At 38.2% G+C, this 26,967-nt stretch carries 29 protein-coding genes, 3 pseudogenes and 1 other annotated feature; of the genes and pseudogenes, 1 reads left to right on the forward strand and 31 read right to left on the reverse strand.

Annotated features, from left to right (window positions below; translation table 11 throughout):
- Window positions 1-4 precede the first annotated feature (4 nt).
- From rsgA to KTB61_RS04800, 31 genes and pseudogenes are all read right to left on the reverse strand, one after another.
- A complete protein-coding gene (gene rsgA, locus KTB61_RS04645; RefSeq protein WP_216696921.1) occupies window positions 5-1,051 on the reverse strand; it encodes a ribosome small subunit-dependent GTPase A in 1,047 nt (348 codons plus the stop codon).
- A gap of 26 nt (window positions 1,052-1,077) precedes the next feature.
- Window positions 1,078-1,671 carry a TetR/AcrR family transcriptional regulator gene (locus KTB61_RS04650; protein ID WP_216696922.1) on the reverse strand — a complete coding sequence of 198 codons (594 nt, stop codon included), beginning with the start codon at window positions 1,669-1,671 and terminating at the stop codon, window positions 1,078-1,080.
- 91 nt (window positions 1,672-1,762) lie between these two features.
- Entirely contained in the window at window positions 1,763-2,530 is a 768-nt protein-coding gene (locus tag KTB61_RS04655; protein ID WP_075759474.1) for a zinc ribbon domain-containing protein, read from the reverse strand.
- A 91-nt stretch (window positions 2,531-2,621) separates the two neighbouring features.
- The gene (locus tag KTB61_RS13005) at window positions 2,622-3,011 is read right to left on the reverse strand and encodes a macro domain-containing protein (protein WP_075759475.1); all 390 of its coding nucleotides are present in this window, start codon (window positions 3,009-3,011) and stop codon (window positions 2,622-2,624) included.
- 3 nt (window positions 3,012-3,014) lie between these two features.
- Complete coding sequence (locus tag KTB61_RS04665) at window positions 3,015-3,233, reverse strand: aspartate dehydrogenase (RefSeq protein ID WP_075759476.1); 219 nt, start codon at window positions 3,231-3,233, stop codon at window positions 3,015-3,017.
- Window positions 3,220-3,597 (reverse strand): annotated as a pseudogene (locus tag KTB61_RS13325) (DUF188 domain-containing protein). Before KTB61_RS13325 ends, KTB61_RS04665 begins: the two are co-directional and overlap by 14 nt.
- Window positions 3,598-3,611: 14 nt before the next feature.
- A complete protein-coding gene (locus tag KTB61_RS04675) occupies window positions 3,612-3,992 on the reverse strand; it encodes a DUF4186 domain-containing protein (protein WP_216696923.1) in 381 nt (126 codons plus the stop codon).
- A 4-nt stretch (window positions 3,993-3,996) separates the two neighbouring features.
- A complete protein-coding gene (locus KTB61_RS04680; RefSeq protein ID WP_216696924.1) occupies window positions 3,997-4,683 on the reverse strand; it encodes a PAS domain-containing protein in 687 nt (228 codons plus the stop codon).
- A 12-nt stretch (window positions 4,684-4,695) separates the two neighbouring features.
- Window positions 4,696-5,088 carry a pyridoxamine 5'-phosphate oxidase family protein gene (locus KTB61_RS04685; RefSeq protein ID WP_216696925.1) on the reverse strand — a complete coding sequence of 131 codons (393 nt, stop codon included), beginning with the start codon at window positions 5,086-5,088 and terminating at the stop codon, window positions 4,696-4,698.
- Window positions 5,089-5,450: 362 nt separating this feature from the next.
- Window positions 5,451-5,870 (reverse strand): annotated as a pseudogene (locus tag KTB61_RS04695) (macro domain-containing protein); the annotation flags it as partial.
- Window positions 5,871-5,933: 63 nt separating this feature from the next.
- Entirely contained in the window at window positions 5,934-6,128 is a 195-nt protein-coding gene (locus KTB61_RS04700; RefSeq protein ID WP_075759483.1) for a hypothetical protein, read from the reverse strand.
- An 8-nt stretch (window positions 6,129-6,136) separates the two neighbouring features.
- Window positions 6,137-6,361 (reverse strand): hypothetical protein, encoded by a 225-nt coding sequence (locus KTB61_RS04705; protein ID WP_075759484.1) that lies wholly within the window; start codon window positions 6,359-6,361, stop codon window positions 6,137-6,139.
- Window positions 6,362-6,388: 27 nt separating this feature from the next.
- On the reverse strand, window positions 6,389-6,553 hold the full coding sequence (locus tag KTB61_RS04710) for a hypothetical protein (RefSeq protein ID WP_158024880.1): 165 nt from the start codon (window positions 6,551-6,553) through the stop codon (window positions 6,389-6,391).
- A 305-nt stretch (window positions 6,554-6,858) separates the two neighbouring features.
- Window positions 6,859-8,331, reverse strand: a pseudogene (gene lysS / locus KTB61_RS04715) (lysine--tRNA ligase); the annotation flags it as partial.
- A gap of 15 nt (window positions 8,332-8,346) precedes the next feature.
- On the reverse strand, window positions 8,347-8,826 hold the full coding sequence (greA, locus tag KTB61_RS04720) for a transcription elongation factor GreA (RefSeq protein WP_075759486.1): 480 nt from the start codon (window positions 8,824-8,826) through the stop codon (window positions 8,347-8,349).
- Between the two features lie 84 nt (window positions 8,827-8,910).
- A complete protein-coding gene (gene dusB / locus KTB61_RS04725) occupies window positions 8,911-9,909 on the reverse strand; it encodes a tRNA dihydrouridine synthase DusB (protein ID WP_075759487.1) in 999 nt (332 codons plus the stop codon).
- On the reverse strand, window positions 9,896-10,660 hold the full coding sequence (locus KTB61_RS04730; RefSeq protein ID WP_075759488.1) for a type III pantothenate kinase: 765 nt from the start codon (window positions 10,658-10,660) through the stop codon (window positions 9,896-9,898). Before KTB61_RS04730 ends, dusB begins: the two co-directional genes overlap by 14 nt.
- A gap of 3 nt (window positions 10,661-10,663) precedes the next feature.
- A complete protein-coding gene (locus KTB61_RS04735; RefSeq protein WP_075759489.1) occupies window positions 10,664-10,993 on the reverse strand; it encodes a DUF6145 family protein in 330 nt (109 codons plus the stop codon).
- A gap of 26 nt (window positions 10,994-11,019) precedes the next feature.
- Window positions 11,020-12,000 (reverse strand): biotin--[acetyl-CoA-carboxylase] ligase, encoded by a 981-nt coding sequence (locus KTB61_RS04740; protein WP_075759490.1) that lies wholly within the window; start codon window positions 11,998-12,000, stop codon window positions 11,020-11,022.
- Between the two features lie 11 nt (window positions 12,001-12,011).
- Window positions 12,012-12,950 carry an ornithine carbamoyltransferase gene (gene argF / locus KTB61_RS04745; protein WP_075759491.1) on the reverse strand — a complete coding sequence of 313 codons (939 nt, stop codon included), beginning with the start codon at window positions 12,948-12,950 and terminating at the stop codon, window positions 12,012-12,014.
- A 103-nt stretch (window positions 12,951-13,053) separates the two neighbouring features.
- The gene (locus tag KTB61_RS04750) at window positions 13,054-13,704 is read right to left on the reverse strand and encodes an SGNH/GDSL hydrolase family protein (protein WP_075759492.1); all 651 of its coding nucleotides are present in this window, start codon (window positions 13,702-13,704) and stop codon (window positions 13,054-13,056) included.
- A gap of 99 nt (window positions 13,705-13,803) precedes the next feature.
- Window positions 13,804-14,535: an amino acid ABC transporter ATP-binding protein gene (locus KTB61_RS04755; RefSeq protein ID WP_075759493.1), complete on the reverse strand. Its 732-nt coding sequence runs from the start codon at window positions 14,533-14,535 to the stop codon at window positions 13,804-13,806.
- Window positions 14,525-15,211: an amino acid ABC transporter permease gene (locus KTB61_RS04760; protein WP_216696927.1), complete on the reverse strand. Its 687-nt coding sequence runs from the start codon at window positions 15,209-15,211 to the stop codon at window positions 14,525-14,527. Before KTB61_RS04760 ends, KTB61_RS04755 begins: the two co-directional genes overlap by 11 nt.
- A 15-nt stretch (window positions 15,212-15,226) precedes the next feature.
- Window positions 15,227-15,991 (reverse strand): transporter substrate-binding domain-containing protein, encoded by a 765-nt coding sequence (locus tag KTB61_RS04765; RefSeq protein ID WP_334292854.1) that lies wholly within the window; start codon window positions 15,989-15,991, stop codon window positions 15,227-15,229.
- Window positions 15,992-16,056: 65 nt separating this feature from the next.
- Window positions 16,057-16,989 (reverse strand): SPFH domain-containing protein, encoded by a 933-nt coding sequence (locus KTB61_RS04770; RefSeq protein ID WP_075759496.1) that lies wholly within the window; start codon window positions 16,987-16,989, stop codon window positions 16,057-16,059.
- Complete coding sequence (locus KTB61_RS04775) at window positions 16,989-17,528, reverse strand: NfeD family protein (protein WP_216696928.1); 540 nt, start codon at window positions 17,526-17,528, stop codon at window positions 16,989-16,991. Before KTB61_RS04775 ends, KTB61_RS04770 begins: the two co-directional genes overlap by 1 nt.
- Before the next feature lies 1 nt (window position 17,529).
- Window positions 17,530-18,303, reverse strand: coding sequence for a TrmH family RNA methyltransferase (locus tag KTB61_RS04780; RefSeq protein ID WP_216696929.1), 774 nt, complete (start codon window positions 18,301-18,303; stop codon window positions 17,530-17,532).
- Between the two features lie 7 nt (window positions 18,304-18,310).
- Entirely contained in the window at window positions 18,311-18,955 is a 645-nt protein-coding gene (locus tag KTB61_RS04785; protein ID WP_075759499.1) for a potassium channel family protein, read from the reverse strand.
- 20 nt (window positions 18,956-18,975) lie between these two features.
- On the reverse strand, window positions 18,976-20,337 hold the full coding sequence (locus tag KTB61_RS04790) for a TrkH family potassium uptake protein (protein ID WP_216696930.1): 1,362 nt from the start codon (window positions 20,335-20,337) through the stop codon (window positions 18,976-18,978).
- Between the two features lie 132 nt (window positions 20,338-20,469).
- Window positions 20,470-21,459: a 6-phosphofructokinase gene (gene pfkA / locus KTB61_RS04795; RefSeq protein ID WP_075759501.1), complete on the reverse strand. Its 990-nt coding sequence runs from the start codon at window positions 21,457-21,459 to the stop codon at window positions 20,470-20,472.
- A gap of 84 nt (window positions 21,460-21,543) precedes the next feature.
- Window positions 21,544-24,999, reverse strand: a complete 3,456-nt coding sequence (locus tag KTB61_RS04800; protein ID WP_216696931.1) for a DNA polymerase III subunit alpha — start codon at window positions 24,997-24,999, stop codon at window positions 21,544-21,546.
- Window positions 25,000-25,193: 194 nt separating this feature from the next.
- Between KTB61_RS04800 and KTB61_RS04805 the strand changes: the two genes are divergently transcribed.
- Window positions 25,194-26,549, forward strand: coding sequence for a UDP-N-acetylmuramoyl-tripeptide--D-alanyl-D-alanine ligase (locus KTB61_RS04805; protein WP_075759503.1), 1,356 nt, complete (start codon window positions 25,194-25,196; stop codon window positions 26,547-26,549).
- A 107-nt stretch (window positions 26,550-26,656) separates the two neighbouring features.
- Window positions 26,657-26,901 (forward strand) — a binding site (T-box leader).
- The last annotated feature ends 66 nt before the right edge of the window (window positions 26,902-26,967 follow it).

Consider the following 26,967-nt stretch of genomic DNA (forward strand, 5'->3'; position numbering starts at 1 on the left):
TATATTACTTCTTTAAATTGTTTTTGTTATACTTTGCAATTTCTTTAAACTTCTTTTTCTTAGCAAGCATATAGTTTCCAGCATCTTCCATATATGAATTCTCTGCCTTTAACTTTTTATAGGATTTCAGACGTTCCTCATCAATTATCCCATCTTCCATTGCAGCTCGTACTGCACATCCTGGTTCAGATGTATGTGTGCAATTATGGAAACGACATTTTTCTGCCAATTTCTCAATATCAGAAAAAGTATGTTCGATTCCTTCTCCTGCATTCCACATTCCAAGTTCTCGCATCCCCGGTGTATCAATAACCATTCCCTTATCTGGAATCAAGAACAATTCTCTATGCGTAGTTGTGTGCCTTCCTTTGTCATCCTTTCTAAGTGTATTGGTTTTCAAACATTCTTCACCCAGCAATCTATTGATTAATGTTGATTTTCCTACACCCGAAGAACCAATGAACGCAACTGTTTTTGTTTCCTGCAGATATGGCTTTATTTGGTGTAAACCATCTCTTGTTAATCCAGAAGTTTCCACCACATGAACACCAACCGCTACTTTTTCAATCTCAAATATCTTTTCCTGTAAATCATCACACAAATCTACTTTTGTCAGAACCATGACCGGAACAGCTCCACTGTCCCATGCTATGGACAGATAACGCTCTAATCTTCTTATATTAAAGTCTCTGTTTAATGCCATGCACAAAAATACGGTATCTATATTAGCAGCTACTACCTGCTCCATACAATTTTTCCCAGCAGCTTTCCGAATAAAAACGCTTTTTCTCGGCAACACTTTGTGAATAACCGCCACATCACCTTTAAAAGAATATTCTACAAGAACAAAATCTCCTACAGATGGAAATTCTGAAATTGCAGAAACATTATATCTGAATTTTCCCGAAACTCTTGCCAGGCACTCTTCCTTATCCATGACCACACGAAATAAATCCTTTTCCTGTGATATCACTCTTCCAAGTTCATATTCCGGATGCACTGAAGCAATTTTATAATATTGCTCACTTGCTCCCCATTGTTCTAATCCCATTTCACATTCCTTTACCCAAAATACAATTACTGTTTCATTTCTTCTACAATTTTATCCAACATATGTTCAAACTGACTTTTTGCTTTCGCCTTATCTGCTGCTCCATCATACATGCTATAATAGAAAAACATATTTGCATAAAATTTAACTGCATTCTCTTCTGGATTTTTTATTTCCATATTTTTGAACAGATCCTTCACGTATTCTGCCGGTCCAGATACCAGATATTGCTGATATAAATTCTGCATCTCTTCACTGCGAAACTGCTCTATTGTCAGCATTTTCCGAAACGATGATGCAAAATCATCCTCTGTCCAGTATTCAAACATAGACTTGCTGTATTCCACAAAACCATCCAGTGATACTGTCTCATACTTTTCAGGCATTTTCTCTTTATTCTCTTCCGGCATATCATATTCTGCTGCCTGTTCGCCATCCTGCTGCTCCATACGCTGCACAATACAGTCAAAAATATCTCTTTTGCTTTTGTAATGACGGTACAATGCCCCTTTTGTCATATCAAGTTCTCCTGCTATCTGGCTAACGGAAACAGCCTCGTAACCATCTCTGGCGAACAGATGCAGTGCCACAATCAATATCTCTTCTTTTCTATTACCCACGCTTATAACCTCCAAGTTTAAAAATAAACGACCGTTTACATTTTAATAATAGTAAACGGTCGTTTATTTATCAAGACTTTTTTTGCTTATATTATCTTTTTTTATAAATCAACAGCTCTGGATTTTCCCCATCTTTCTCATAGGTACATACCATGATAAAATCCATATTTGCCAGAATTCCAAAACACCGGTTTTCTCCCAATTCTGATTCCAATTGGTTTCCAAGATAAGTTTTTTGATCATCAAGGAATTTCACTTTTTGTCCATTTGGCAGTGTATATTCCAGATTCACATATTTCCCCACAAGCGCATTGAGTTTGTCTACCCTTGGGAGTCCATCTATATGCAGATCATTTATTTCTTCTATCAATTGCTTTTTAAACTCTTCAAACTGCCCATTGTCACTAAGTTCATCATACCTTTTCCAGTAATCTAACTTTGGAAGCATTTCTTTCAAATAAGAGCGTGCCTGTTCTTCGGTAAAGTTTTCATTTACCATATTCTTTACACACACATCAATCAATTCATCCATATCATTATATGTGTATGTTCCATCTGCATAGCACCATTTACAATACTCCTCATTTAATGTGCCATCTTTATCACGTCCCAATATGGAATCATCATCAATTGGCATTCCGCAGCACTGGCAAATCAGCTTTCTGGGTTCTCCCAAAAGCGTATTGATTGAGACATCAAATTCTTTAGATAAGAGCTTAAGTGTATCAGTATTTGGAACTGTATCTCCATTTTCCCAACGTGATACTGCCTGCCTTGTAACCATGATTTTATCTGCCAACTCGTCTTGTGACATTCCTCTTTCAGTACGAAGTTTTAAAATAATATTTTTTGTTTCCATAGTCGTCACCTCCATAACCATATCATATAGACAAATTCATGTTCTGAAAAGCAACTTGCTGTTGCCATACTCTATCTATATGATTTGATTATCACTCTTTGGTCATGACCTTCTTGCACCAGGTTCTTGTCTTACAGTGAGGACATTTTAAATATCTTGTACTCACAATATGCATTCCCATAGTATATTGCACAAATGTTGGAGTAAACAGTTCATTACACAATGGTAACAGCAGTGATGCTTCTGGAAAACTATATACGCCCGTTGATATAGAAGGAAATGCAATAGACCTGATTACATTATCCATTGCCAGTTTCATAGAATTAAAATAGCAGTTAGCAAGAAGTTCCGGTTCTGCTGCTCTGTGAATCGCACCATCTACACCGCCTCCGCCAAGAAGGGAGTTGTTTGCTGCATTCACGATTGCCTGCACATCTGTTACTTTTGTTATGTCACCTTTTATCGTCTTAATCAAATACATTATTTAATATTCCTTTTCTATCTCACCATCTATTTCATACATTTTCTTGAATGCATCAAGGTCTGCCTGGTTTTTAATCAGCATAACCTCTTCTATCTTACCTGTATGAATGTCCTTAAAACCAGCTACCTGCTCGCCATTACATATGCTCGCTTTGATTACTGGTTTCTTATTTTCTTTATCATATGTCTTTGTAACTGTCTTTTTCTTAAATAGTCCCACTATGAGCACCTTCTTTTAACTTTGCCATCAGTATAAGTTTTTCAAAGGACTGTGCAAAGCATACATCATCTTCTTCTGTACGCTTTCTCGGTTCCTTCATATGATTCTTATGAGAGCTACGTCTTGCCTTCTTATTAAGATGACGCTCCATAAGCATCTGGTCAATATTCTCATTCGTGTATCACTTACCGGATTGGTGTATAGCATATGCTCCTTTACCCAGAGCCATCGTAGCGACACCATAATCCTGCAATACAAGCCCCTCAGACATTATTACATTACCTTCCAGCCTTGTAATCACATGCAGTCCAAACAGTTCTTCATAAAAATCAATTGATTCTTCAATGTTATCAACAATGATCAATACATTTTACAAACTCATGATTTTTGTTCCTGCCTCTCCATTTCTTTTTGAATCCATGTCATAATTACATCTACAAGATAATCCTGCTGCACCTGACTTAGTTCCTTGCCTGGTTGCATTTTATGCCACTTTCGGATGCACTCCCTGCAGCATGTTGCTGTTGCGTGCTGAGCAATAAATACTGGATGACCACGCATAAGTGTCTGCTTGCCATCATTTGCAATGTATGCCGGAGCTTCTCTCTTTGCAATAAAATCCTTTGCATGTTGTCTAATTGTATCCAGTCCTTTTTCATTTATGTAGTCAATATCTTTCTGCTTCAAATGAAAACTGCTTCGGAACTTTGTATTATCCAGTCGCTCAAATAACTGCCTGTACCATTCATCCTTAGTCATATCATCACCACAAATCGTATGGTTTCATGGTTTCTGAATTTCGATATTCATGCTTCTCATAATATCCTATCAGCTTACCCTCATCTCTGAGTGCCACCATATAAACATCTTTATTCTGTTTCTCATTGTGAAAAGTATAAACGATATTATGGCTTTCATCTGCTGCAAACCAGTCCACTACCTGCTGTATTTTATCTCTTGATTCCGGATTATGGCAATCCAACAGGCTTCTTCCAATAAGTTTATCGCCACCTCGCTTCGCATAGCTGATAACAGCTGCCGGATTCATGTAAATAATCTCATGCTTAAGATTGCATATAACAACGGATACCCTGTCCTGATCAACAATACTCTTATAAAAGCTGACATAGGATTTAAACTTAATCACCTTTTCATTATCCAGCCTCTTTTGAAGTTGTGGTTTCTTTCTTCGATAATAATCGTATATCTCTCCATCTGGTATCCAGATTTGTGCCTCATTTATCTTATCAAGTACAGCTTCAACAATCTGTTCATCTGCCAGTAAATCAGGTGCTTTATCATGTTCTGTTACATACTTTTTGTATTCCTCATACACCCAGCCTGTAATCTTATCCTTCTGTTTCATCTTGAGATTACTAAACTTCTTGTTCATCTGTAAAAGCTGACCATTAATCTTTTTATGTATTTTTGTCTTCTTACTTTTCGCCATTTTATGCCGTCCTTAGAACTTCACTACTTCCAGTTCATGTGTAAATGATGAGAATGTAGCTGTTGCATTCTTAAAATAGAACACCTCTGTGTTTCCATCATCTGCAGAGTACATATTCTGTAAAGATGGATAAGCATCAAGCATAGACTGTCTTGCTTCTCTTCTATCATCTTCTACAAGCTCTCCTGCTACACGGAGCCACTCTCCATTCTTAAATGCACAGATTTCGACCTTTGGGTTTGCGTGAATCTGCTTTGAAACATCCTTCACCTTTCCGGTCTGAATATACAGTTTTCCTTCAAAAATATGCGCTGTTCCAAAAGGTCTTACCCTTGGCTGATCACCTTCCACTGTTGCTAAATAATATGTCTCTGCTTCTTTTAAGAACTTTACTACTCTATCCATGATATAAGCCTCCTTCATTCACTTGGTAAATCCATAATAATAAATTTGCTTTCTTAAAAACTAAATTGCGGACTCCTTTTCCTCTGTCCAGCAACATGATTATATCATCACTTACTTCTCTTCGAAGTTTATAGTACCTGGTACTATAAACTCTTTCAACAAGCAATATAAAATTACACATAGTTATCCACCTATACATGTGTACTATTTATAATCTTAATGCAATTTTGCACCCGCTGGAATTGCATCATCTAACATGACAAGATTCAGCTTTTCTTCACCATCCACTTCTTTACTTCTAACCATATATTATATCGGCAAAAAACATATTCTCAACAGATATGCCAACCATTTCGCTTCTATTACTCATATATCTTGTCGACCTCAGCTTCATAGACCGACTCTGTATGAGAATCAAACAATACCCATTCCACCAAGTCAAAGCTATCAGGATTATCCTGTAAGAATCCATTAACTGTATGAACTGCTATCTTTGCAGCCAATTCTACAGGAAAACTATACACACCTGTAGATATAGACGGAAATGCAATGGTTCTTATTCCATTTTCCACTGCCAGCTTCATAGAATTAAAATAGCAGCTTGCAAGAAGCTCTTCTTCCCTACTCCTGCCTCCATTCCATATCGGTCCAACAGTATGTATCACATAATCACATGGCAGATTATAAGCTTTTGTAATCTTTGCCTCTCCAGTCTCGCATCCATGAAGAGTCCTGCACTCTGCTAAAAGCTCCGGTCCTGCTGCCCGATGAATTGCCCCATCACCTGAATACTTTTCAGATTACCAAATCCATCATACTTATCGTATATAGCAAGACATACATTTTCATTTGTAGTCTTCAGACACTTCCATAAACTCTCGCTTCCCACAGATATAATCTGCATATGCCAGTTCCGGATCTTTTCCTTTAAACACGATACATAAACCACACATATCACAATCCGCTATGCACCTGAAAGTGTCTTTTATATATTTTCTTCGTTCATCTTCCGTAGAAGTTGCTATCTTAGGTGTTCTCATTGTATCACCTACTTTACCATGCCGGATTTACTTCTATATTCCTCATTTAGTTGCCGCAGTTCCTTCTCTCCATTAATATATGGTTCATAAAATGTGTCAACAGAACCACCACCTAGATTGTCGCATCCATTGCAAAAATCACAGGCACCACCGCACTGGTTAAGCCCTTCCTGCACAATGTGAATGCGTTCTTCTTTTGTGGTATCCTTTATCAATAAACTTTTTATTTCCATGCTAGATTCCTTTCTGCCTATTGCTAATCATATGACTTCATATTTCCCTTCAATTCCCAGGAAAGTGCATCCAGACGAAGGAGAATCTACATCTGTAGGCACTGTTGCAGGTACTGATGCTGCAACTGATACCCTGAGAACACCAAGCCAGAACATTACAAACAAGACAAATAAAATACTTTTCTTTTTCATAATATCCCTCCGTTTTTCTTTAAGATATCCCCTTTATATGGGCGTTCCTGAGTGTCAAAGTTGATAAAGAAGTTTATGTTATCTGGTACTATAAACTCTCTGGTTGGTTCCTCTTGGCATAACACTCTTCCTCCAAGCATAACAAAATTATATAGACTATATTTAGTATACCATAGATAGAAAGAGTATTGTACACCAAACAAAGGATTAGCCTTCCGATACAAATACCACCTTATCTATCCCAGCACGTAAAAAGACACCACTGCCTATATCACTATAAGCAATGATGTCTTAAATTTTTATTTATCCAAACTCTTCATCGTCGGGAACAGTAATACATCTCTGATCGCTGATGAGTCTGTCAGCAGCATTACCATTCGGTCAATTCCGAATCCGATTCCACCTGTTGGTGGCATACCGATTTCCAGTGCATTCAGGAAATCTTCGTCTGTTGTATTTGCCTCTTCATCTCCCTGAGCAAGAAGTTCTTCCTGAGCTTTGAAACGTTCTCTCTGATCGATTGGATCATTTAACTCAGAGTAAGCATTTGCCATTTCCCATCCGTTCATAAAGAACTCAAAACGTTCTACATATTCCGGATTTTCTGGTTTTTTCTTTGTTAATGGTGAAATTTCGATTGGATGATCCATTACGAAAGTTGGCTGAATCAGCTTATCTTCTACAAATTCTTCAAAGAACAGATTCAGGATATCACCTTTCTTGTGACGTTCTTCATACTCTACATGATGTTCGTCTGCTAATTTTCTTGCTTCTTCCACCGTTGTAACTTCGTTCCAGTCAACACCTGCATATTTCTTTACAGCATCTACCATGGTAATTCTTTCGAAAGGTTTTCCAAGATCCATTTCAATACCATTGTATGTGATAGTTGTGCTTCCTGTTACTTCCTGTGCAAGGAAACGGTAAAGATTCTCTGTCAGATCCATCATACCATGATAATCTGTATATGCCTGGTATAATTCCATCAGTGTAAATTCCGGATTATGTCTTGTATCTACACCTTCATTACGGAATACACGTCCGATTTCATATACTTTTTCCAGTCCGCCAACAATCAGTCTCTTTAAGTAAAGTTCCAGTGAAATACGAAGTTTTACATCTTCGCTCAGTGCATTATAATGAGTTTCAAAAGGTCTGGCTGCTGCACCTCCGGCATTGGCTACCAGCATTGGGGTTTCCACTTCCATGAATCCCTGTCCGTCCAGGAAAGAACGAATCTTGCTGATAATCTTTGAACGCTTGATGAATGTATCTCTGGATTCTTCGTTCATGATCAGGTCAACATATCTCTGACGGTATCTGGTATCTGTATCTGTCAGGCCATGGAATTTTTCCGGAAGAGGACGTAAGCTCTTGGAAAGTAAAATTACTTCTTCTGCATGAATAGATTTTTCTCCTGTCTTTGTAGCAAAGACTTTTCCTTTAATTCCAATAATATCACCGATATCCATTTTCTTGAAATCTTTGTATTCTTCTACTCCGATTTCATCTCTTGCCACATATGCCTGAATACGGCCCTGAAGATCCTGAATATTACAGAAAGAGGCTTTTCCCATGACACGTTTGAACATCAGACGTCCGGCAACGGCTACTTCCTGTCCTTCCAGTTTCTCGAAATTATCTTTGATTTCCATGGAATGATGTGTCACATCATATTTCATAATCTCAAAAGGATTTTTTCCTGCTTCCTGCAGGTCAGCAAGTTTCTGTCTTCTTACTTTGATCAATTCGTTTGTATCTTTCTTCTGTTCTGCCACTTTTCCTATTTCCTCTTACTTTCTCTGTACGTCGATGACTCTGAATTCGTTCACCTGATTAATTCCTTCAACCTGAACTACATCTCCAATCTTAGCTCCTAATAAAGCTCTTCCGATCGGTGCTTCGTTGGAAATCTTATTCTTCAGGATATCTGCTTCTGTAGAACCTACAATGTGATATGTTACTTCTTTTCCTAATGTAATATCTTCCAGAACAACTTCACATCCAAGGCTGATAACACCTTTTTTGAATTTTTCATCAATTACTTCTGCATTTTTCAGAATCTTTTCTATTTCTTCGATACGTGCTTCAATATCACGCTGTTCGTCTTTTGCTGCATCATATTCTGCGTTTTCTGATAAGTCACCCTGCTCTCTTGCTTCTTTGATCTTCTGGGCAACTTCTTTACGTTTAACGACTTTTAATTCCTGTAATTCATCTTCTAATGCCTTCAAACCGGCTGGTGTTAAAATATTCTTCTTTGCCTCTGCCATGACACTCTTCCTTTCGTTCTTATTGTTAACTGATTTATTATATCTTAATTATTTAAAGAAATCAATTCCTTTTCTTCCCATTCCTTATGAACAGGATTCTGCTTCAGCTAAATACTGGTTAAGTAACTGCTCCAGTTCTTCATATGTTTTGGTGTGGTTTACTCTGTCTCTTAATTTCGCTGCTCCCGGAAACCCAAAAGTATACCAGGATACATGCTTACGCATCTCCCTGATTCCAATATACTCACCTTTAAATTCAATCATCATCCTGCCATGACGAAGCATCATCTCTACCACTTCTTTGAGCTCAGGTCTTGGAAGCTTTTCCCCTGTTTCAAAATAATGAAGCATCTCATGGAAAATCCAAGGATTTCCTTTGGCTCTTCGTCCAATCATAAATCCATCACAGTTGGTCTCTTCCTTCATTCTCACTGCATCTTCCGGACAGGTAATATCTCCATTTCCAATGACAGGAATATTTACTGCTTCTTTTACCTGACGGATAATATCCCAGTCTGCTTTCCCGGAATAATACTGTTCTCTTGTTCTTCCATGGACCGCTATGGCAGCCGCCCCATTTTCCTCTGCTATTTGTGCCATTTCAACTGCATTTACATGTTCATCATCAAAACCTTTGCGGATTTTTACAGTAACAGGAATATCAACGGCATCTGCTACCGCCTTAATTACCTGTCCTGCCAGCTTAGGATTTTTCATCAAAGCTGATCCATCTCCGTTATTAACAATTTTAGGAACCGGGCAACCCATATTAATATCAATGATCTGATATCTTCCATCATTTACCTTTTGTGCCATCTGCCCCATGATTTCCGGATCAGAGCCAAAAATCTGAATGGCTGCCGGCTGTTCCTGGGGACATGTTTCCATTAAAGGCGCTGATTTTCGGTTGCCATAATACAATCCCTTAGCACTGACCATTTCCGTGCACATAAGACCAGCTCCCTGTTCTTTGCACAAAATCCTGTATGGAAGATCCGTCACCCCTGCCATAGGTGCAAGAGCAAAAGGATGTTCAACTACAACATTTCCAATAACCAATGGTTCTAATTTACTGTTTTTCATAGATTATCTGTAATCCCTTCAGTGTCAAATCTTTATCATAGTAATCAATCTCATCTACTGTTTTTGCGACCATTTTTCCAAGTCCACCTGTAGCTATAACTTTCATATCTTTAAATCCAGTCTGTTCTTTCATCTGATGGATAATGTGTTTTGCTTCCCCTATGACACTGTAAAACAATCCGGCCTGCATGCTGCTGACAGTATTAGTTGCCAGAATTGTTTCCGGTGTTACAATTTCAATTTCAGGAAGTCTTGCCGCCCCCTGTACCAGTGCATTGGCTGCCGTACGGATTCCAGGTACGATAACTCCTGCCAGAAATGTTCCATCTTCTGTTACCACATCATATGTAGTTGCCGTTCCATAGTCGATGACAAGTGAAGGACCGCCGTACAGCTGATACCCTGCCACAAGATTTACGATCTTATCTGCTCCTACTTCTCTCGGATTCATTCTTCCAAGATTGATGCCTGTCTTCACTCCCGGCCCTACAATAATTGGTTTGATATTAAAATATTTCACCAGTCCATTAACCAGAGAATGCATGATATTTGGTACAACTGAGCAGATTACGATTGCCTTAACCTGATCCTTGTCCAGACCCTTTGCACTGAGCAGATCAGAAATAATCATTCCAAATTCATCAGAAGTCCTTGGAATTTTTGTTGTAATACGAAATGATTCGATAATTTCTTTTCTCTGAAAAACTCCTATTGTTATATTTGTATTTCCTACATCTAATGCCAATAACATACCTTATACCTCTTCCCCTAAAAAGAATACCTTGTAATACATTTCAAGAGATTCCCATAAATCTCTTTTTTCCTGCTGCATTTCTTTCATTTTCAATGCACTTCCAATTTCATCATAAAAAAAATCATTATCTTCTGCACGTGTTACAAAAGATAATGTGCCATCCTCATCAAATTCCAGTGTTAAAATCCCACCTACTTCTTCGGTGTAAAGGACGCATGCGATCTTCAGTTCATTTTTTACCTGTTCCGGCAATCCCTGAAAATCCTCATTAAGATAATATTTTTTCTGATATCCGTTGGAACCACAGAGTGTTACTTTATCCTGATACATAATCTGCCCTCCGATGGATGCTTTTATTAAACATATCCCAGTATTCCCCGGACAGAAACTTCTCCGGATAATACAGTTTGTTCTCTTCCAAAAGCATCTTCTACGATTAATTCTCCCTGACTGTTTATTCCCTTGGAAAGAAAGATCTCTTCTTTTGCTCCTCGAACAACTTTCACTTTCTGATTCATGTGAATCAGAAGTTTATTATATTCCTCTGTAAATTTTGATAAATCTTCTGTTTTTATGAATTCTTCATAATATTCTTCAAAACATTTCAGTACTTTTGCTGCCAATGGAGCTCTTTGAATTTTTTCTCCATATTCAATCTGCAGAGATGTTGCCTTATCCTTTAAATCTTCTGGGAATCCTTTCATATTTACATTAATTCCCAGTCCTACAACAATGTAATTTACCTCATCCATCTGCATACTCATTTCAGTAAGAATTCCACAAACCTTTTTTCTATTTATGATAATATCATTGGGCCATTTTATACTGCTTTCAATCCCGGTGATTTCATAAATAGCCCTTTCCACAGAAAGTGCTGCAAGCAGCGTGAGCATGGAACTGTTCTCAACTGCAATATCTGGACGAAGCAGAAAACTCATCCATATACCACAGCCTGCTTCTCCAAGCCAGCTTCTACCTCTTCTGCCTCTTCCCATAGTCTGTTCTTCACAAATAGCTACTGTTCCATGGGGTGCTCCTGCCTCTGCCAGGCGACGGATTTCAAGATTGGTAGAATCCAGAGCATCAAAACACTTTAGCTGTTTCCCAAGCCATTTTGTATTAAGGCAGCTGGAAATTGCTTCTGATGAAAGAAGATCCGGACTGCTTACAAGACGATATCCTTTATTGGTCACTGACTCGATCTCATATCCTTCTTCTCTTAAGGCTTTGATATGCTTCCACACTGCAGTCCTGGAAACATTAAATTTATTACAAAGCTCCTGACCGGAGACATATTCTCCGGTCGCTTTCAATTCTTTCAGAATTCTAGTTTTCATGATGTTTTGTTTTATTCTCCTAATGTTGCTACCATAACCGCTTTGATTGTATGCATACGGTTTTCTGCTTCATCAAAGATTACAGTTGCATATTCTTCAAATACATCTTCTGTTATTTCATTTCCTTTAACTGCTGGCAGGCAGTGCATAACAACTGTTGTGTCTTTTCCTGTCATATTCATCATTTCACGATTTACCTGATATGGTCTTAAAATTGCCATACGTTCTGCTGATTTTTCTTCTTCTCCCATAGATACCCATACATCAGTATAAATACAGTCAGCATCTTTCACACCTTCTTCTACATTATCTGTAAATGTAAGGGTCGCTCCTGATGCTTTTGCATATTCTTTACACTGTTCAACCAGTTCTTCTTCCGGCCACAGGCTCTTAGGTGCCAGACATATGAAATTCAGTCCCATTTTTGCACATCCGATCATAAGAGAGTTTGCTACATTGTTTCTTCCGTCTCCTGCAAATACAAAATTCAGTCCTTCTAATTTACCAAATTGTTCTTTTAATGTAAGAAAATCTGCCAGAACCTGTGTTGGATGATATTTGTCTGTTAATCCATTCCATACAGGTACTCCACTGTATTCTGCAAGTTTTTCCACATTTTCATGAGAGAATCCACGGAATTCAATTCCGTCAAACATTCTTCCCAGTACTCTTGCTGTATCTTCTACAGACTCTTTATGTCCAAGCTGGATATCATCCTTTCCAAGATATTCCGGATGTCCACCTTCATCTACGCACCCGATGGTAAAAGAACATCTTGTTCTTGTACTTGGTTTTTCAAATAATAATGCTATATTTTTACCTTTCAGGCTGTTACCTGTAATTCCTTTTTTCTTATCTGCCTTTAATTTTTCTGCCAATTCAATGAAATATCCAATTTCTTCCGGTGTAAAATCCTTCAATGTCAGAAAATTTCTTCCTTTTAAATCCATCTTTAGTTCCTCCGCTTTCTTACAATTCAGGCATTTTTTATGCCATATGCTTATATGGTACTTATTATATATGAACCAATCCTTGAAAACAACCCTGAGACCGCTAGATTTCAAGGATTTCTCGACATTTAACTGTAATTGCCTTTCCCAGTTTCTCATGTCCTTTGGCAGACAAATGACATGCATCAAGTTTTGACGGCTCTGCATATCTGGCTGCATCCATAAAATCTATTCCATACATATCTGCATATTGTTTATATATTGGTGCCAGACGTCTGGAATATTCAATTCCTCTTTCATATCCCATTTCTTCTCCACTGTCTATTTCACATAAATTATCTCCTAAATAAATAGGCGATACCAGAAGAATCTTTGCCGGCTTTTTATCCTGTCTTTTTTCCGGTGTTATAGATAAAATCATTTTAATTAATCTTTCTATAGCTTTCCCGATATCTGCAGGAGTGGCCTGAAATCTTATTTTCAGATCATTGGTTCCAAGCATTAATACCACCAGATCAATGGGCCCGTGACTGTGCAGGCAGGGATCCAGATATGTTACACCATTTCTACCCGGTCTGATCTCATCTTCAAAACATGTGGTTCTTCCATTTAATCCCTCTGGAATGACAATAGCCTTTCCGGAAACATTTTCCTGCAGGATACTGGTCCACCTTTGTTCATAAGGATACCGGAACCCATTTTCCGGGTTATATCCATAAGTATTAGAATCACCAAAACATAAAATTGTTTTCATATTGTATCTCCTTTCCTATGTAATGAAAAAGACATCCCAGGCAAAACAATCTGCACAAGCGCAGTGCAAAAGCATTTTGCGGGGATGTCTTTTAAATTTTTATAATACCTGATTAAGGAAGTTTATGGTTCTCTCTTCTTTTGGATTTCCTAATACTTCTGCAGGTGTTCCCTGTTCTACGATATACCCTCCATCCATAAAGATAATACGATCTGCCACTTCTCTTGCAAATCCCATTTCATGAGTTACCACAACCATGGTCATACCCTGTTTTGCCAGAGTCTTCATTACATTTAATACTTCTCCTACCATCTCTGGATCCAGAGCTGATGTAGGTTCATCAAATAACATAATATCCGGATGCATTGCCAGTGCCCTTGCAATGGCTACACGCTGTTTCTGCCCTCCGGATAACTGTGCCGGATAGGCATCTGCCTTCTCAGATAGTCCAACATCTTTTAACAGACTTTGACCTACTGCAATTGCCTGCTCTTTTGTCATTTTTTTTAGTTCCACAGGTGCCATGATTATATTTTCCATGACTGTCTTATGCGGAAACAGATTAAAATGCTGGAAAACCATTCCGATATTCTCACGGACTTTATTGATATCTGTATTCTTATCTGTAATATCAAAACCATCGATAATCACCTGGCCTCCAGTAATGGATTCCAGACGATTTAAACATCTTAAGAAAGTACTTTTACCAGATCCGGAAGGTCCTATAAGACAAACTACCTCGCCGTCTTTTACTTCCACATCCATTCCTTTTAATACTTCAAGCTTCCCAAAGCTCTTTACCAGTCCCTTGACAACTACTTTATTTTCCATATGACATTCTCCTTTCCAGAACCTTAGCCACCTTAGAAAGGATCGTACAGATTACTAAATAGTAGGCAGCTGCAATAACATAAACTGTTAAAACAGCAGCTGATTCATTGGCTGAAATCATCTTGGCATTCATTGTCAGTTCACGAATTCCAATAACAGAAATCAGTGATGTATCTTTCAATGAAATAATAAACTGATTGATGATAGATGGAAGCATAGTACGAATTGCCTGAGGAAGTATTACTTTGCTCATAGCTTTTCCATAAGGCAAGCCAAGGCTTCTTGCAGCTTCCATTTGTCCTTTATCTACAGATTCGATTCCTCCACGGACAATTTCTGCCATATAAGCACCTGCATTTAAACTTAATGCAATAGCACCAGCAGTAAATACTCCGCCAAGTTCGTTCCAGCTGATATTAAATACTGGCTTTAAAATACTCATACCAACACCATAATACATAATAAATACCTGTACGATCAATGGTGTTCCACGGATAATGTCAATATAAATGCTGGAAATAATATTTAAAATTTTTGTTTTGGCAATACTGAACATACCAAAAATGATTCCAAGAATACTGGCACATACCAATGATACTAATGTCAACTGTAATGTCAGAATCAGTGTTTCATTGAAGGTCGGTGCGTATTTTACTAATAGCTGTATAAAATTCATGTCCTAACCTCAGTTCTATTTTTCTTTTGCGTATTTATCAACAATTTTCTGATATTTACCGTTGTCTTTGATTTTCTTTAATCCGCTGTTAAATTTATCTAATAATTCACTGTTTTCACCTTTTTTAACTGCGAATCCATATTCACTACCTTCATCAGAGATAAATGGTACTTCTAATTTCTGTCCTTTTTCCTGAATTTCATAATTCATAACAGGGAAATCTTCAAAACATGCTACTGCATTACCAGATACAACTTCCTGATACATTGTAGGAGATGCATCGATCTGTTTTACTTTGAAATCATATTTCTTAGCCATTTTTTCTGCATAAGCTGCTCCAACAGTACCAACTTTAGCAACTACATTTTTTCCTTTTAAATCTTCTAAAGTGTCAATATCAGATCCTTTTTCTGTTGCAAAACATACTTTAGATGTATAGTAGGAATCAGAGAAATCATATTTTTCTTTTCTTTCATCGGTAATAGACATACCTGCAATCATTCCATCGCTCTGTCCTGATTCCACAGCTGCCATAGCTGCATCAAATCCTACAGCCTCAACTTCATATTTAAATCCTTCTTCTTTTGCAATTGCATCTAATAATTCCAGGTCAATTCCGACTCTTTCACCATCTTCATTTTCAAATTCAAATGGTGCAAATGTTGTATCAGAAGCGATTTTATATGTTTTTTCCTTTTTACTGTCATCTGATTTGCTTCCACATGCTACAAGACTCATTCCCATCACTGCTGCCAGTGATAATGCCAATACTTTTTTCAATCTCATGTCATATTCCTCCTAAATATTAATTCTTCGTTAAGCTTCTATTAGCTCATCGTAATATATTATACATTAATATTATCATTTTGTCCAATTTCCGTTACCGATTTCACCATTCCGGCTAAGCTTTGTATTTCTGAAGGAATAATAATCTTTGTTGCCTTTCCATCAGCGGCCTTAGCGAAAGCTTCCAGACTCTTAAGCTGGATAACCGCATCATCTGCTCCGGCATTTTTGATAAATTCAATTCCCTGAGCATTGGCCTGCTGGATTGTACGAATTGCTTCTGCCTGACCTTCTGCTTCACGAATGGTTGCTTCTTTCTGTGCTTCCGCACGTAAAATGGCAGATTCTTTTTCTCCCTGTGCCTGTAAAACAACAGATTCTTTCTGTCCTTCTGCACGTAAGATAGCAGACTTTTTCTCTCCTTCTGCACGTAGAATTGCTTCTCGTCGTTCTCGCTCTGCTTTCATCTGTTTTTCCATGGCATCCTGGATTGCTGCCGGCGGAATGATATTTTTCAATTCCACACGATTTACTTTAATTCCCCATGGATCCGTTGCCTCATCAAGAGTTGCCCTCATCTGCGTGTTGATGGTCTCTCTGGAAGTCAGTGTTTCATCCAGTTCCAGATCACCAATAACATTTCGCAGTGTTGTGGCAGTTAAATTCTCAATGGCCATGATTGGATTTTCCACCCCATAACTATATAGCTTTGGATCCGTAATCTGAAAATATACCACTGTATCAATCTGCATGGTTACATTATCTTTTGTTATCACCGGCTGAGGTGGAAAATCTACCACCTGCTCCTTCAGATTCACTCTTTTTGCAACTCTGTCGATAAATGGAACTTTAACATGAAGTCCCACTGACCAGGTTCCCTGATATGCCCCTAAACGTTCCACCACATAAGCATATGCCTGCGGCACGATTCGTATGGTTGACAGCATCACTAATACAATTAGTATAATAAGAATCGGTAATACAATAAACATTATAACTCCTCCTGTTTCTCCTCATCATTATCAGATATCCCTTCTGATTCCTCATTCTGCATTTCTTCTTCCACAGGTCCCTCCAGATTTTCTACCGGTTCTACTACAGGTTCATCTACCGGTTCTACTACCAGTTTTACACCTTGTATCTCATGAATCAGAACCTCTGTTTCTTCCGGAATTTCTTCCCCGTTAACAGATCTTGCAGACCAGTCCATTCCATTAATAAATACTGTACCCTTTCCCCTTTTATTATCAATACTATTCTTTACTATGGCATGCTTTCCTATCAAAGCTTCTGCATTGGTTTTTTCTACACTATTATTAAAAAATCTCTGTGCCCATGGACGTGTCAGCATAAATAAAACGCAGGTTACCACAATAAAAACAATCAGCTGAAAAAATAAAGGTGCTCCTAAAAATGCAGTAAATGACGCCACTAAAGCACCTCCTGCAAACCAGATACTGGTGAGACCAAGCGTAAGTATTTCCACAAGTAAAAATACTCCAACAGCTATCAGCCAGTAAATTGTATACATTTTACTCCCCTCCTTCTCCTCTTTGGCGCCTGGCTTCATAAACAAGTAATCCTGAAGCCATGGCAGCATTTAGAGATTCAACTTTTCCCATCATCGGAATTTTAATCATTTTATCTGCTTTTTCTGTTAACTGTCTGGTTAATCCATTTCCTTCATTGCCAATAAAAAAAGCTGATGCCCCTTTAAAATTCTCTTTTGTATAGGTTGCTCCGTCCAGATGTGCTGCATACGTAGTTATATCATTTTTTTTTAAAAAATCTACAGCATCTGCCATCTCCTCCACATAACAGAAAGGAACCCTGAATATAGAACCCATAGTAGAACGAATCACTTTGGGATTATAAATATCTACTGTATCTTTGCTCATAATCAGTCCGGTAATTCCTGCTCCTTCTCCGGTCCTGAGAATGGTTCCAAGATTTCCCGGATCCTGAATATTTTCCAGTACCAGAAGCAAAGGATGCTTCCCAAGAAATTCATCCAGGGAATACTCTTTCATTTTTACAAGCGCCAGAACTCCCTGCGGAGTCATGGTGTCTGAAATTTCTTTCATAACTGAATCCGATACAATCTCCGTATCTTTTTGCTGAAACAATTCGTTATGCTCTCCAAAAAAATCCTCTGTAACATAAGCTTTTACAAACTGATCTTCTGGTATTTCCCGAAACATTCGAATACCTTCCACAATAAACATTTTTTCTTTTTTTCGTTCTCTTGCATTTTTCTTTAATTTTAATATCTGCTTAATTTGTTTATTTTGATTTGTTGTTATCATAAATTTCCTATCGAAGCTTTTCTAAACACTCTTTCCTTCCAATCAAAATGAGATTATTTCCTTCTTTTAATGGTTCCATTGGATTTGGTGCACCGTCAACACCTTTTTTACTTTCAATGGCAATAACATTAACATGATATTTTCCACGAAAATCCAGCTGTGCAAGAGATTTTCCCGCCCACATTTTTCGTACCGGTATTTTTACAATACTTGTATCTGCAGATAGATCAAATAAATCCGTCATTCGTCCTCCAAGAAGATTGTTGGCAATTCTCGCACCCATCTCTTCTTCAGGATAAACGATTTCATCTGCTCCTATTCGTTTCAAAATCTCACCTTTTAATTTTCCATCGGCTTTCGCCATTACATAAGGAACTCCTATTTCTTTTGCAATCATAAGCGCCATTACACTGGCGTCCAGATGTTCTGCTGTGGCAATAACCATTGCATCCATCTCTTCCAGTCCGATACTATGCATAACCTCGTTATCAGAAACATCTGCACAAACTGCACATGTGACTTCTTCTGCAATTTCGCGCACAAGATCTTCGTTTTTATCCACAGCAAGCACCTCTGCTCCACCTTTCATCAGATTACGTGCAATACTGCTGCCAAATTTTCCAAGTCCCAGTACAGCAATTGATTTTCTCATTTTCCTACTTACCTCCAAACTTATAATATCAATTCTTCTTCAGGATAAGAGAATGACCGTTTCTTTTTCTTCTTCTTTCCAACAGAAAATCCAATAGCCATGGAAATCGGACCAACTCTTCCAAGATACATTGTAATAATGATTATTATTTTACCAAATAAATTCAACTCCGGTGTCATTCCTTTTGACAGCCCTACCGTTGCTAAGGCTGATACACATTCATAACAGGTTGTCATAAATGTCTGATCATCAAATAACAGTAAAAACAAAACCGCCGTCAGAAGAACTGAGAGATTAATCATGATAATTGCCAGTGCTTTTGGTACCAGAACATCTGATACTTTTCTCCTGAACAAGCTAATATCATCTTCTTGTTTTGCCACTGTGACAACACAATAAATAAGGATTGTAAAGGTAACTGTTTTTACTCCACCTGCGGTTCCCACCGGTGATCCTCCAATGAACATGAGAATCATAGAAATCAAAGATGAACCCTCTGACAGCCCGGCCTGCGGTATCGTTTCAAATCCTGCTGTACGAGTAGTCACAGACTGAAACATAGATGCCATTAATTTCTGTCCCACATTCAGATCTTTCATTGTTTCCGGATTATTAAATTCAAATATGAAGATTAAAACAGTTCCTGCAATAATCAAAAACAGCGTTGCCGTTATAGCAACTTTGCTGTGAAATCTTAATTTATCCCAGGCACGCTTCACAGTACACTTTCTGTATATTAAATCCTTTAATCCATGGTACATATCTTTCCATACAATAAATCCAAGTCCTCCAAGAACAATGAGTCCCATGGTTGTAAAATTAATGACCGGATTGGTGACATAGCTCCTTAAACTATCCAGCTGTACAATATCCATTCCCGCATTACAAAATGCTGAAATAGAGTTAAATATCGATGCCCAGATTCCATATCTCCATCCAAATTCCGGTATAAACTGTGTTGCATATAATAATGCTCCAATTCCTTCTACAATAAACGTCCCTACAAATATTTTCTTTACAAGAACTACAAGACCCGACATGGTATTAAGTCCCATGGACTCCTGTATCAGCATCCGGTTACTTAAGCTGATTCTTTTTCCTAACAAAAAAAACATTCCTGCAGTAATGGTAACTACACCTAATCCTCCGATCTGGATCAGCACTGCAATGACCAGCTGACCGAAAAAACTCCAATGGGTCATGGTGGTTTCTACAACCAGTCCTGTTACACAGACAGATGTTGTTGCTGTAAAAAGTGAGTCGATATATGGTGTCATCTGACCGCTTTTTGAAGAAACAGGGAGCATTAAAAGTACGGATCCAATCAAAATCGTCAATAAAAATCCCAGTAAGATTATCTGTACCGGTTTCAAACGTTTCATTCTTAAACCCCTTTCTTACCTTCTTTTGTATTCTTACAGAAAATCCACCCAAATTTCCTGTAAGAATACAAAAGAAAAGCAGACTCCTTCTCTGCAAAGGAGCCGTACTTTTCTCTTAATTTTTCTTTTCTTTTATTTTCCTAACAGATGTGCAATCTGTAACTGATAATCATCAATATGTTTTTCCATAGAAAGACCTTCCATGATATCCATATCCATGAATTTACCATTCTGGTATCCTACGACACGATTTGTTTTTCCTGCACAAAGAAGATCCACGGCATAGGCACCCATCATAGATGCATATACACGGTCTTTTGCAGTTGGGCTTCCACCACGCTGCATATGTCCCAGAATTGTTGCTCTTGTCTCGATACCTGTTGCAGACTCGATTCTCTTAGCCATGCTGTAAGAATGTCCAACACCTTCTGCATTGATAACCATATGGTGTGTTTTACCACGAGCTCTGTTACGAAGCAGATGTTCAATGATCTGCTGTTCAACTTTAGGAAGATTTCCATCAAAACTTTCAGGAATCAGAATATCTTCCGCACCTGTTGCAATACCGCACCATAATGCGATATATCCTGCACCACGTCCCATAACCTCTACGATACTGCATCGTTCATGAGATGTAGATGTATCACGAATCTTATCGATTGCTGACATGGCTGTATTGACAGCTGTATCAAAACCAATGGTATATTCTGTGCAGGCAATATCCAGGTCAATGGTTCCCGGAACACCGATTGTGTTAATTCCAAGCTCAGCTAATTTTTTAGCTCCCTGGAAAGAACCGTCTCCACCGATTACTACCAGACCTTCAATACCATGTGCCTTACAAATTTCAGCACCTCTTTTTTGTCCTTCTTCTGTTTTAAATTCTTCACAACGAGCTGTGAAAAGGATTGTACCACCTCTTGAAATACTATCGGCAGTTTCTCTTGGTGTCAGATCAATAATATCTTCATTTAACAATCCATTATATCCCTTACGGATACCTTTAACTTTCAGTCCTCTTTCCAGACCGATTCTTGCAACTGCACGTACTGCTGCGTTCATTGCTGGTGCATCTCCACCACTGGTCAATACACCAATTGTTTTAATTTTTGGTTTTCCCATACGAAATATCCTCCAAATTTTACTCACACAATTCCTAACTAGGCTTATTCTAATCTATTTAGTCAAGTTTTTCAATAGTCTTTATTATAATCCTAACGAACGAAGTCGAATATTTTCTTTTCCATACCTTTTTTCCAGCTGATAGATCATATCCTGATCTGTTTCCACCATCCAGTCATGTCCAAGACGGTTCACCGCCTTTTCTGCCTTACAATATACAATGACCGGACTTTTTCCCGGATAAACCTTTAATTCTTCTTTTAGCCACTGTTCTTCCCGGAAATAAGTGTTTTTATCAGGAAACTGTATCCACAGCTCTTTTGCCACTTCATAAAAAGGTACAATCTGATTGCATATCAATTTGCTTTCTTCTTCAGATACAGAAGCAATTCCTTTTATAAAAACTTTTGCATCTTCCTTTAAGATTGACTGACAGGATGCATACTGACGCGGAAAAACAATAACTTCCACAGTTCCTCTTAGATCTTCCAGTGTTAAAAATGCCATATTCTGATTCTTTCTTGTCAATTTAACATTAATATCACTGATGATTCCACCAATGATACAGCTTTGCTGATCATGAATCACAGTTTTTCCTGTTTCCTCATCTATAACAAAATCAGCAGTACTTGCATTGGTGTTTCTCTCCAGCATTTCCATATCATCATCCAAAGGGTGTCCGCTTACATAAATACCAAGGACTTCTTTCTCCATCGCCAGCAACTGTTCTTTTTCATATTCACCTACATCAGGATAATGAATCTGGAAAGTCTCCTGATCCTCTTCTGACAGCAGATCCATCAGACTCATCTGACCGGCAATTTCATTTTTGCGTTCCTTTTGTATATTGTCCAGTACTCCGGCATAAACAAACATCTGTTGTTTTCTTGTGACACCAAAACCATCTAAAGCTCCTGATTTTATGAGATTTTCCATAGTTCGTTTATTCATCTCCCTGCTGGATAATCTTTCTACCAGGTCATTAAGATCTCTGAAAGTCCCATGTTCCCTGCGTTCTTTTATAATAGCTTCAATAACAGGCTTTCCAAGACTTTTTATAGCTGTCAGTCCATATCTGATATTTCCATGATCAACAGAAAAAGAACCTTCTCCCCTGTTAATATCCGGTGGCAGAATCTGTATTCCCATTTTTCTGCAGGCATAACTATATTCTGCGATTTTTGAAGTATTTCCAAGAACAGAAGTCAGCAATGCTGCCATAAATTCCACCGGATAATGACATTTTAAATACGCTGTACGGTAAGAAACCACCGCATATGCTGCTGCATGGGATTTGTTAAATGCGTATTTTGCAAAATCCAGCATTTCATCCCAGATATGGTTAGCAGTTTTTTCATCGATTCCATTATGAATGCAGCCGGGAATTCCTTCTTCTTCATTTCCATAAACGAAATTCTGACGTTCCTTCATCATAACGTCACCTTTTTTCTTGGACATGGCACGCCTTACAAGGTCACTTCGTCCTAAAGTATATCCAGCCAGTTTCATTACGATCTGCATAACCTGTTCCTGATAAACAATACATCCATAGGTCGGTTCCAGAATCTCTTCCATTTCCTCACATTCATAATGTATGCTCTCTGTACTGTTTTTTCCTTCAATATAACGAGGAATAAAATCCATTGGACCTGGACGGTAAAGAGAAATCCCAGCTATGATATCCTCCATATTGGTTGGCTTTAATTCCTTCATGAAACTTTTCATTCCGGAACTTTCCAGCTGAAATACCCCCTCTGTATGACCGTTTCCAATCATCTCATATACTTTTCTGTCATTTGGATCAATGGTACTGATATCAAAATCCGGTTTTGACCTTTTGACCAGTTCCACTGCATCCTGAATAACCGTCAAAGTTCTCAGCCCAAGAAAGTCCATTTTTAAAAGCCCCAGTTCTTCGATGGTGGTCATGGTAAACTGGGTAGTCACTGCATTATCTGCTCCTGTCGCCAACGGTACATATTCATCAATAGCACGTTTTCCAATAACGACACCAGCTGCATGCATGGATGCATGTCTTGGCAGTCCTTCCAAACGTCTGGACATCTCAATCAAATGTCTGGTTTCCTCATCTTCCTCATACACCTTCTTCAGATCTGAACTGATTTTTAACGCCTTATCAATGGTAATATTCAATTCATTAGGAATCATTTTGGCGATACTGTCAACCTTGGCATATGGAATGTCCAGTACTCTTCCTACATCACGAATAACCATTCTTGCCGCCATGGTTCCAAAAGTAATGATCTGTACAACCTGATCTTTACCATACTTCTTAACCACATAGTTAATAACTTCCTGTCGTCTTTCATAACAAAAATCCACATCAATATCTGGCATAGATACACGTTCCGGGTTTAGAAAACGTTCAAAGAGAAGCTGATATCGTATAGGATCAATATCTGTTATCTCCAGGCAATAGGCGACTATACTTCCTGCAGCAGAACCTCGTCCCGGACCCACTGCAATTCCATGCTCTTTGGCATAATGAATAAAATCCCAGACAATCAGAAAGTAATCTACATATCCCATATTTTCAATGGTTGTCAGCTCATAATCCAGACGTTCTCTCAACTCATCTGTAACCTGATGATATCTCTGCTGAATTCCTTCCTGACATAGATGCTTCAGATATGATACTGCCGTAAATCCTTCAGGAACATCATATTTAGGTACTTTCTGTTCTCCAAATACGATTTCAACATTACAGCGTCCGGCAATCTTTTCTGTATTTTCAAGGGCCTTTGCAGCATACGGAAACAATCGTTTCATTTCCTCTGGTGATTTCAGATAATACTGTCCTCCCTCATACCTCATTCTATCTTCATCCTGAACTTTTTTACCTGTCTGGATACATAAGAGAATATCATGAGCTTCCACATCATCCTTGTATGTGTAATGTATATCATTGGTAGCTACCAGATCAATTCCTGTTTCCTGAGACATTTTCAGTAAAGCAGTATTTACTTTTGTCTGCTGGCTGATTCCATGATCCTGAAGTTCCAAAAAGAAGTTACCTTCTCCAAAAATCTCCTGAAGTCCTAAAGCAGCTTTTTTTGCTTTTTCATAATCATCCTGACAAATATAGGATGCCACTTCTCCTGCCAGACATGCACTTAATGCAATTAATCCTTCACTATATTTTCTCAGAACCTCATAATCCACTCTTGGCTTATAATAAAATCCTTCTGTAAATCCTCTGGATACGATTTTCATCAGATTATGATACCCTTGATCATTTTCTGCCAGAAGGACCAGATGATAGTAACGATTCTCTCCCTGCTTTGTGTCCTTATCAAACCTTGAACCTGTGGTTACATATATCTCGCATCCAATGATTGGCTTAATTCCTTCTGCTCTGGCTGCCTTGTAAAAATCAATCACTCCGTACATGGCACCATGATCTGTAATTGCAATACTGTCCATTCCCAGTTCTTTGGTCTGATGGACAAGTTCCTTAATCTTACTGGACCCATCCAGCAGACTGTATTCTGTATGAACATGTAAATGTGTAAAACTCATGAAACTATTTAACTCCTATCGGCTGATCATAAACTTGGGGTCCTGCTTCCCTTTCTTATCTTTTGATTCTATTTACCCTCCTGATTCTTCTTATGATAATTTTAACATATTCCTTATTCTTATGCTATAATCTCATTATAGAACAATCTGAAGAAAAAAGAAAAAAAGCATTTTGCTTGGAATTGAGGTTTTAAATGGAAAATATGACAATAAAAGACATTTTAACTGCTACCGGTGGCACACTTTTGTGCGGTGATCCTTCTATGGTTATTGACAGAATCAGCACAAATTCTATGGAAATGGGCCCTAACACCTTATTTGTTCCAATTATCGGTGAACGGGTAGATGCACACATTTTTATATCCAGTGCCCTGAAAAACGGAGGTGCTGCCCTGACTCAGGAACATGAAGAAGCCTCAGGTGAAGCCCCTTATATTAAAGTTCCTGATACATTAACAGCTATGCAGCAGATTGCCGCTTATTATCGTAACAAAATGTCTCTTCCAATTGTGGGGGTAACCGGAAGCGTTGGTAAAACAACAACCAGAGAAATGATTGCCCATGTCCTTCGCGGCAGCTTCAAAGTATTTGAGACCATTGGAAATCAGAACAGCCAGGTAGGAGTTCCTTTAACTTTAGATCACCTTTCCTCAAACGATGAAATTGGTGTTCTTGAAATGGGAATGAGCGAACCGGGACAGATTACGATTCTCGGAAATATCATTCATCCTAATGTTGGCGTAGTGACAAATGTGGGGGTATCTCATATTGAAATGATGGGCTCCAGAGATAATATCTGCCGTGAAAAACTGGATATACAAAACGGTCTTCCTGAAGATGGTATTTTATTCCTGAATGGAGACAATGACATGATCCGGAAACACCTGGATTACGTGAAAAAACCTTATGAATTCTATGGTTTTGCACCTGATTGTACCTATCGTGCAGAAAATATTACAGAAAAAGACGGACAGACCATTTTTGATTTTTGTTATGATAAAATACGTGAAACAGTTACATTGAATGTCCTGGGTGAACACAATGTTTCCAATGCTTTGGCTGCCATGGCAATTGGTCTTCGCTATCATGTACCAATGGAAAAAATCAAACAGCAGTTATCCACATTTTCCGGTCAGCGTCAGAACATTATCAACAAAAACGGTTATACCGTCATTGATGATGCTTATAATGCAAGTCCTGATTCCATGAAAGCAAGCCTTAAAATCCTGTCCAGCTTCCAGACAACAGGAAGAAAAATTGCTGTTTTATCGGACATGCTGGAGCTTGGACCTGATTCACCAAAATATCACCGGGAAGTAGGAGATTTCCTTGTTACAACCTCTGTTACCGATCTTCTTATCACCGGAAATTTATCTCTGGAATTTATAAAAGCAGTGGAAGAAAGTGATTCTCCTATTCATGCAAAACATTTTGCATCCAACCAGGATTTAATTGCATATCTGAAAGAAAATCTAAAAGAAAATGATGTGATTCTTGTAAAAGGATCCAATGGCATGAAATTAAAAGAAGTATCTGCCGCACTGATTTAAGAAACAATCTGATATAGCCGATTTGTATCAGCCGTGTACAAAAAAATGTACACGGCTTTCTATTGACAATTAAAAATCACTGGATTAAACTAAGTTTCAACAAAATACAGTATGCAATGAGCAGGACACATTGATGAATGTACACTTCTTCCAGAGAGCTGCGTTTGGTGTGAAACAGCAGAAGCCATTCATGAACATCCCCTGTGAGCAGTCAACTGAACATGGACTTACCATTAGTAAGTGAGACCGGATTTCTACCGTTATCAGGAAACACATTCACAGGATGTGATAGAGAGATTATAATTTATGTAATAACATGAAGTGGTACCGCGGAATATTTTTCGTCTTCTAAAATGCAAAAGCATTTTGGAAGACGTTTTTTTATTTCAATCAAAAAATGTTCTATTGTATAAGATTG

Origin of the sequence: Anaerostipes faecalis, from assembly GCF_018982945.1 — a bacterium.
GTDB lineage: Bacteria > Bacillota > Clostridia > Lachnospirales > Lachnospiraceae > Anaerostipes > Anaerostipes faecalis.

What these genes read in the sequence shown, in the direction of transcription:
- rsgA (WP_216696921.1), bottom strand. Translation starts at nt 1,051, where the DNA reads ATGGGATTAGAACAATGGGGAGCAAGTGAGCAATATTATAAAATTGCT.
- KTB61_RS04655 (WP_075759474.1), bottom strand. Translation starts at nt 2,530, where the DNA reads ATGGAAACAAAAAATATTATTTTAAAACTTCGTACTGAAAGAGGAATG.
- KTB61_RS13005 (WP_075759475.1), bottom strand. Translation starts at nt 3,011, where the DNA reads ATGTATTTGATTAAGACGATAAAAGGTGACATAACAAAAGTAACAGAT.
- KTB61_RS04675 (WP_216696923.1), bottom strand. Translation starts at nt 3,992, where the DNA reads ATGACTAAGGATGAATGGTACAGGCAGTTATTTGAGCGACTGGATAAT.
- KTB61_RS04680 (WP_216696924.1), bottom strand. Translation starts at nt 4,683, where the DNA reads ATGGCGAAAAGTAAGAAGACAAAAATACATAAAAAGATTAATGGTCAG.
- KTB61_RS04685 (WP_216696925.1), bottom strand. Translation starts at nt 5,088, where the DNA reads ATGGATAGAGTAGTAAAGTTCTTAAAAGAAGCAGAGACATATTATTTA.
- KTB61_RS04700 (WP_075759483.1), bottom strand. Translation starts at nt 6,128, where the DNA reads ATGAGAACACCTAAGATAGCAACTTCTACGGAAGATGAACGAAGAAAA.
- KTB61_RS04705 (WP_075759484.1), bottom strand. Translation starts at nt 6,361, where the DNA reads ATGGAAATAAAAAGTTTATTGATAAAGGATACCACAAAAGAAGAACGC.
- KTB61_RS04710 (WP_158024880.1), bottom strand. Translation starts at nt 6,553, where the DNA reads ATGAAAAAGAAAAGTATTTTATTTGTCTTGTTTGTAATGTTCTGGCTT.
- greA (WP_075759486.1), bottom strand. Translation starts at nt 8,826, where the DNA reads ATGGCAGAGGCAAAGAAGAATATTTTAACACCAGCCGGTTTGAAGGCA.
- dusB (WP_075759487.1), bottom strand. Translation starts at nt 9,909, where the DNA reads ATGAAAAACAGTAAATTAGAACCATTGGTTATTGGAAATGTTGTAGTT.
- KTB61_RS04730 (WP_075759488.1), bottom strand. Translation starts at nt 10,660, where the DNA reads ATGTTATTGGCATTAGATGTAGGAAATACAAATATAACAATAGGAGTT.
- KTB61_RS04735 (WP_075759489.1), bottom strand. Translation starts at nt 10,993, where the DNA reads ATGTATCAGGATAAAGTAACACTCTGTGGTTCCAACGGATATCAGAAA.
- KTB61_RS04740 (WP_075759490.1), bottom strand. Translation starts at nt 12,000, where the DNA reads ATGAAAACTAGAATTCTGAAAGAATTGAAAGCGACCGGAGAATATGTC.
- argF (WP_075759491.1), bottom strand. Translation starts at nt 12,950, where the DNA reads ATGGATTTAAAAGGAAGAAATTTTCTGACATTGAAGGATTTTACACCG.
- KTB61_RS04750 (WP_075759492.1), bottom strand. Translation starts at nt 13,704, where the DNA reads ATGAAAACAATTTTATGTTTTGGTGATTCTAATACTTATGGATATAAC.
- KTB61_RS04755 (WP_075759493.1), bottom strand. Translation starts at nt 14,535, where the DNA reads ATGGAAAATAAAGTAGTTGTCAAGGGACTGGTAAAGAGCTTTGGGAAG.
- KTB61_RS04760 (WP_216696927.1), bottom strand. Translation starts at nt 15,211, where the DNA reads ATGAATTTTATACAGCTATTAGTAAAATACGCACCGACCTTCAATGAA.
- KTB61_RS04770 (WP_075759496.1), bottom strand. Translation starts at nt 16,989, where the DNA reads ATGTTTATTGTATTACCGATTCTTATTATACTAATTGTATTAGTGATG.
- KTB61_RS04775 (WP_216696928.1), bottom strand. Translation starts at nt 17,528, where the DNA reads ATGTATACAATTTACTGGCTGATAGCTGTTGGAGTATTTTTACTTGTG.
- KTB61_RS04780 (WP_216696929.1), bottom strand. Translation starts at nt 18,303, where the DNA reads ATGATAACAACAAATCAAAATAAACAAATTAAGCAGATATTAAAATTA.
- KTB61_RS04785 (WP_075759499.1), bottom strand. Translation starts at nt 18,955, where the DNA reads ATGAGAAAATCAATTGCTGTACTGGGACTTGGAAAATTTGGCAGCAGT.
- KTB61_RS04790 (WP_216696930.1), bottom strand. Translation starts at nt 20,337, where the DNA reads ATGAAACGTTTGAAACCGGTACAGATAATCTTACTGGGATTTTTATTG.
- pfkA (WP_075759501.1), bottom strand. Translation starts at nt 21,459, where the DNA reads ATGGGAAAACCAAAAATTAAAACAATTGGTGTATTGACCAGTGGTGGA.
- KTB61_RS04800 (WP_216696931.1), bottom strand. Translation starts at nt 24,999, where the DNA reads ATGAGTTTTACACATTTACATGTTCATACAGAATACAGTCTGCTGGAT.
- KTB61_RS04805 (WP_075759503.1), top strand. Translation starts at nt 25,194, where the DNA reads ATGGAAAATATGACAATAAAAGACATTTTAACTGCTACCGGTGGCACA.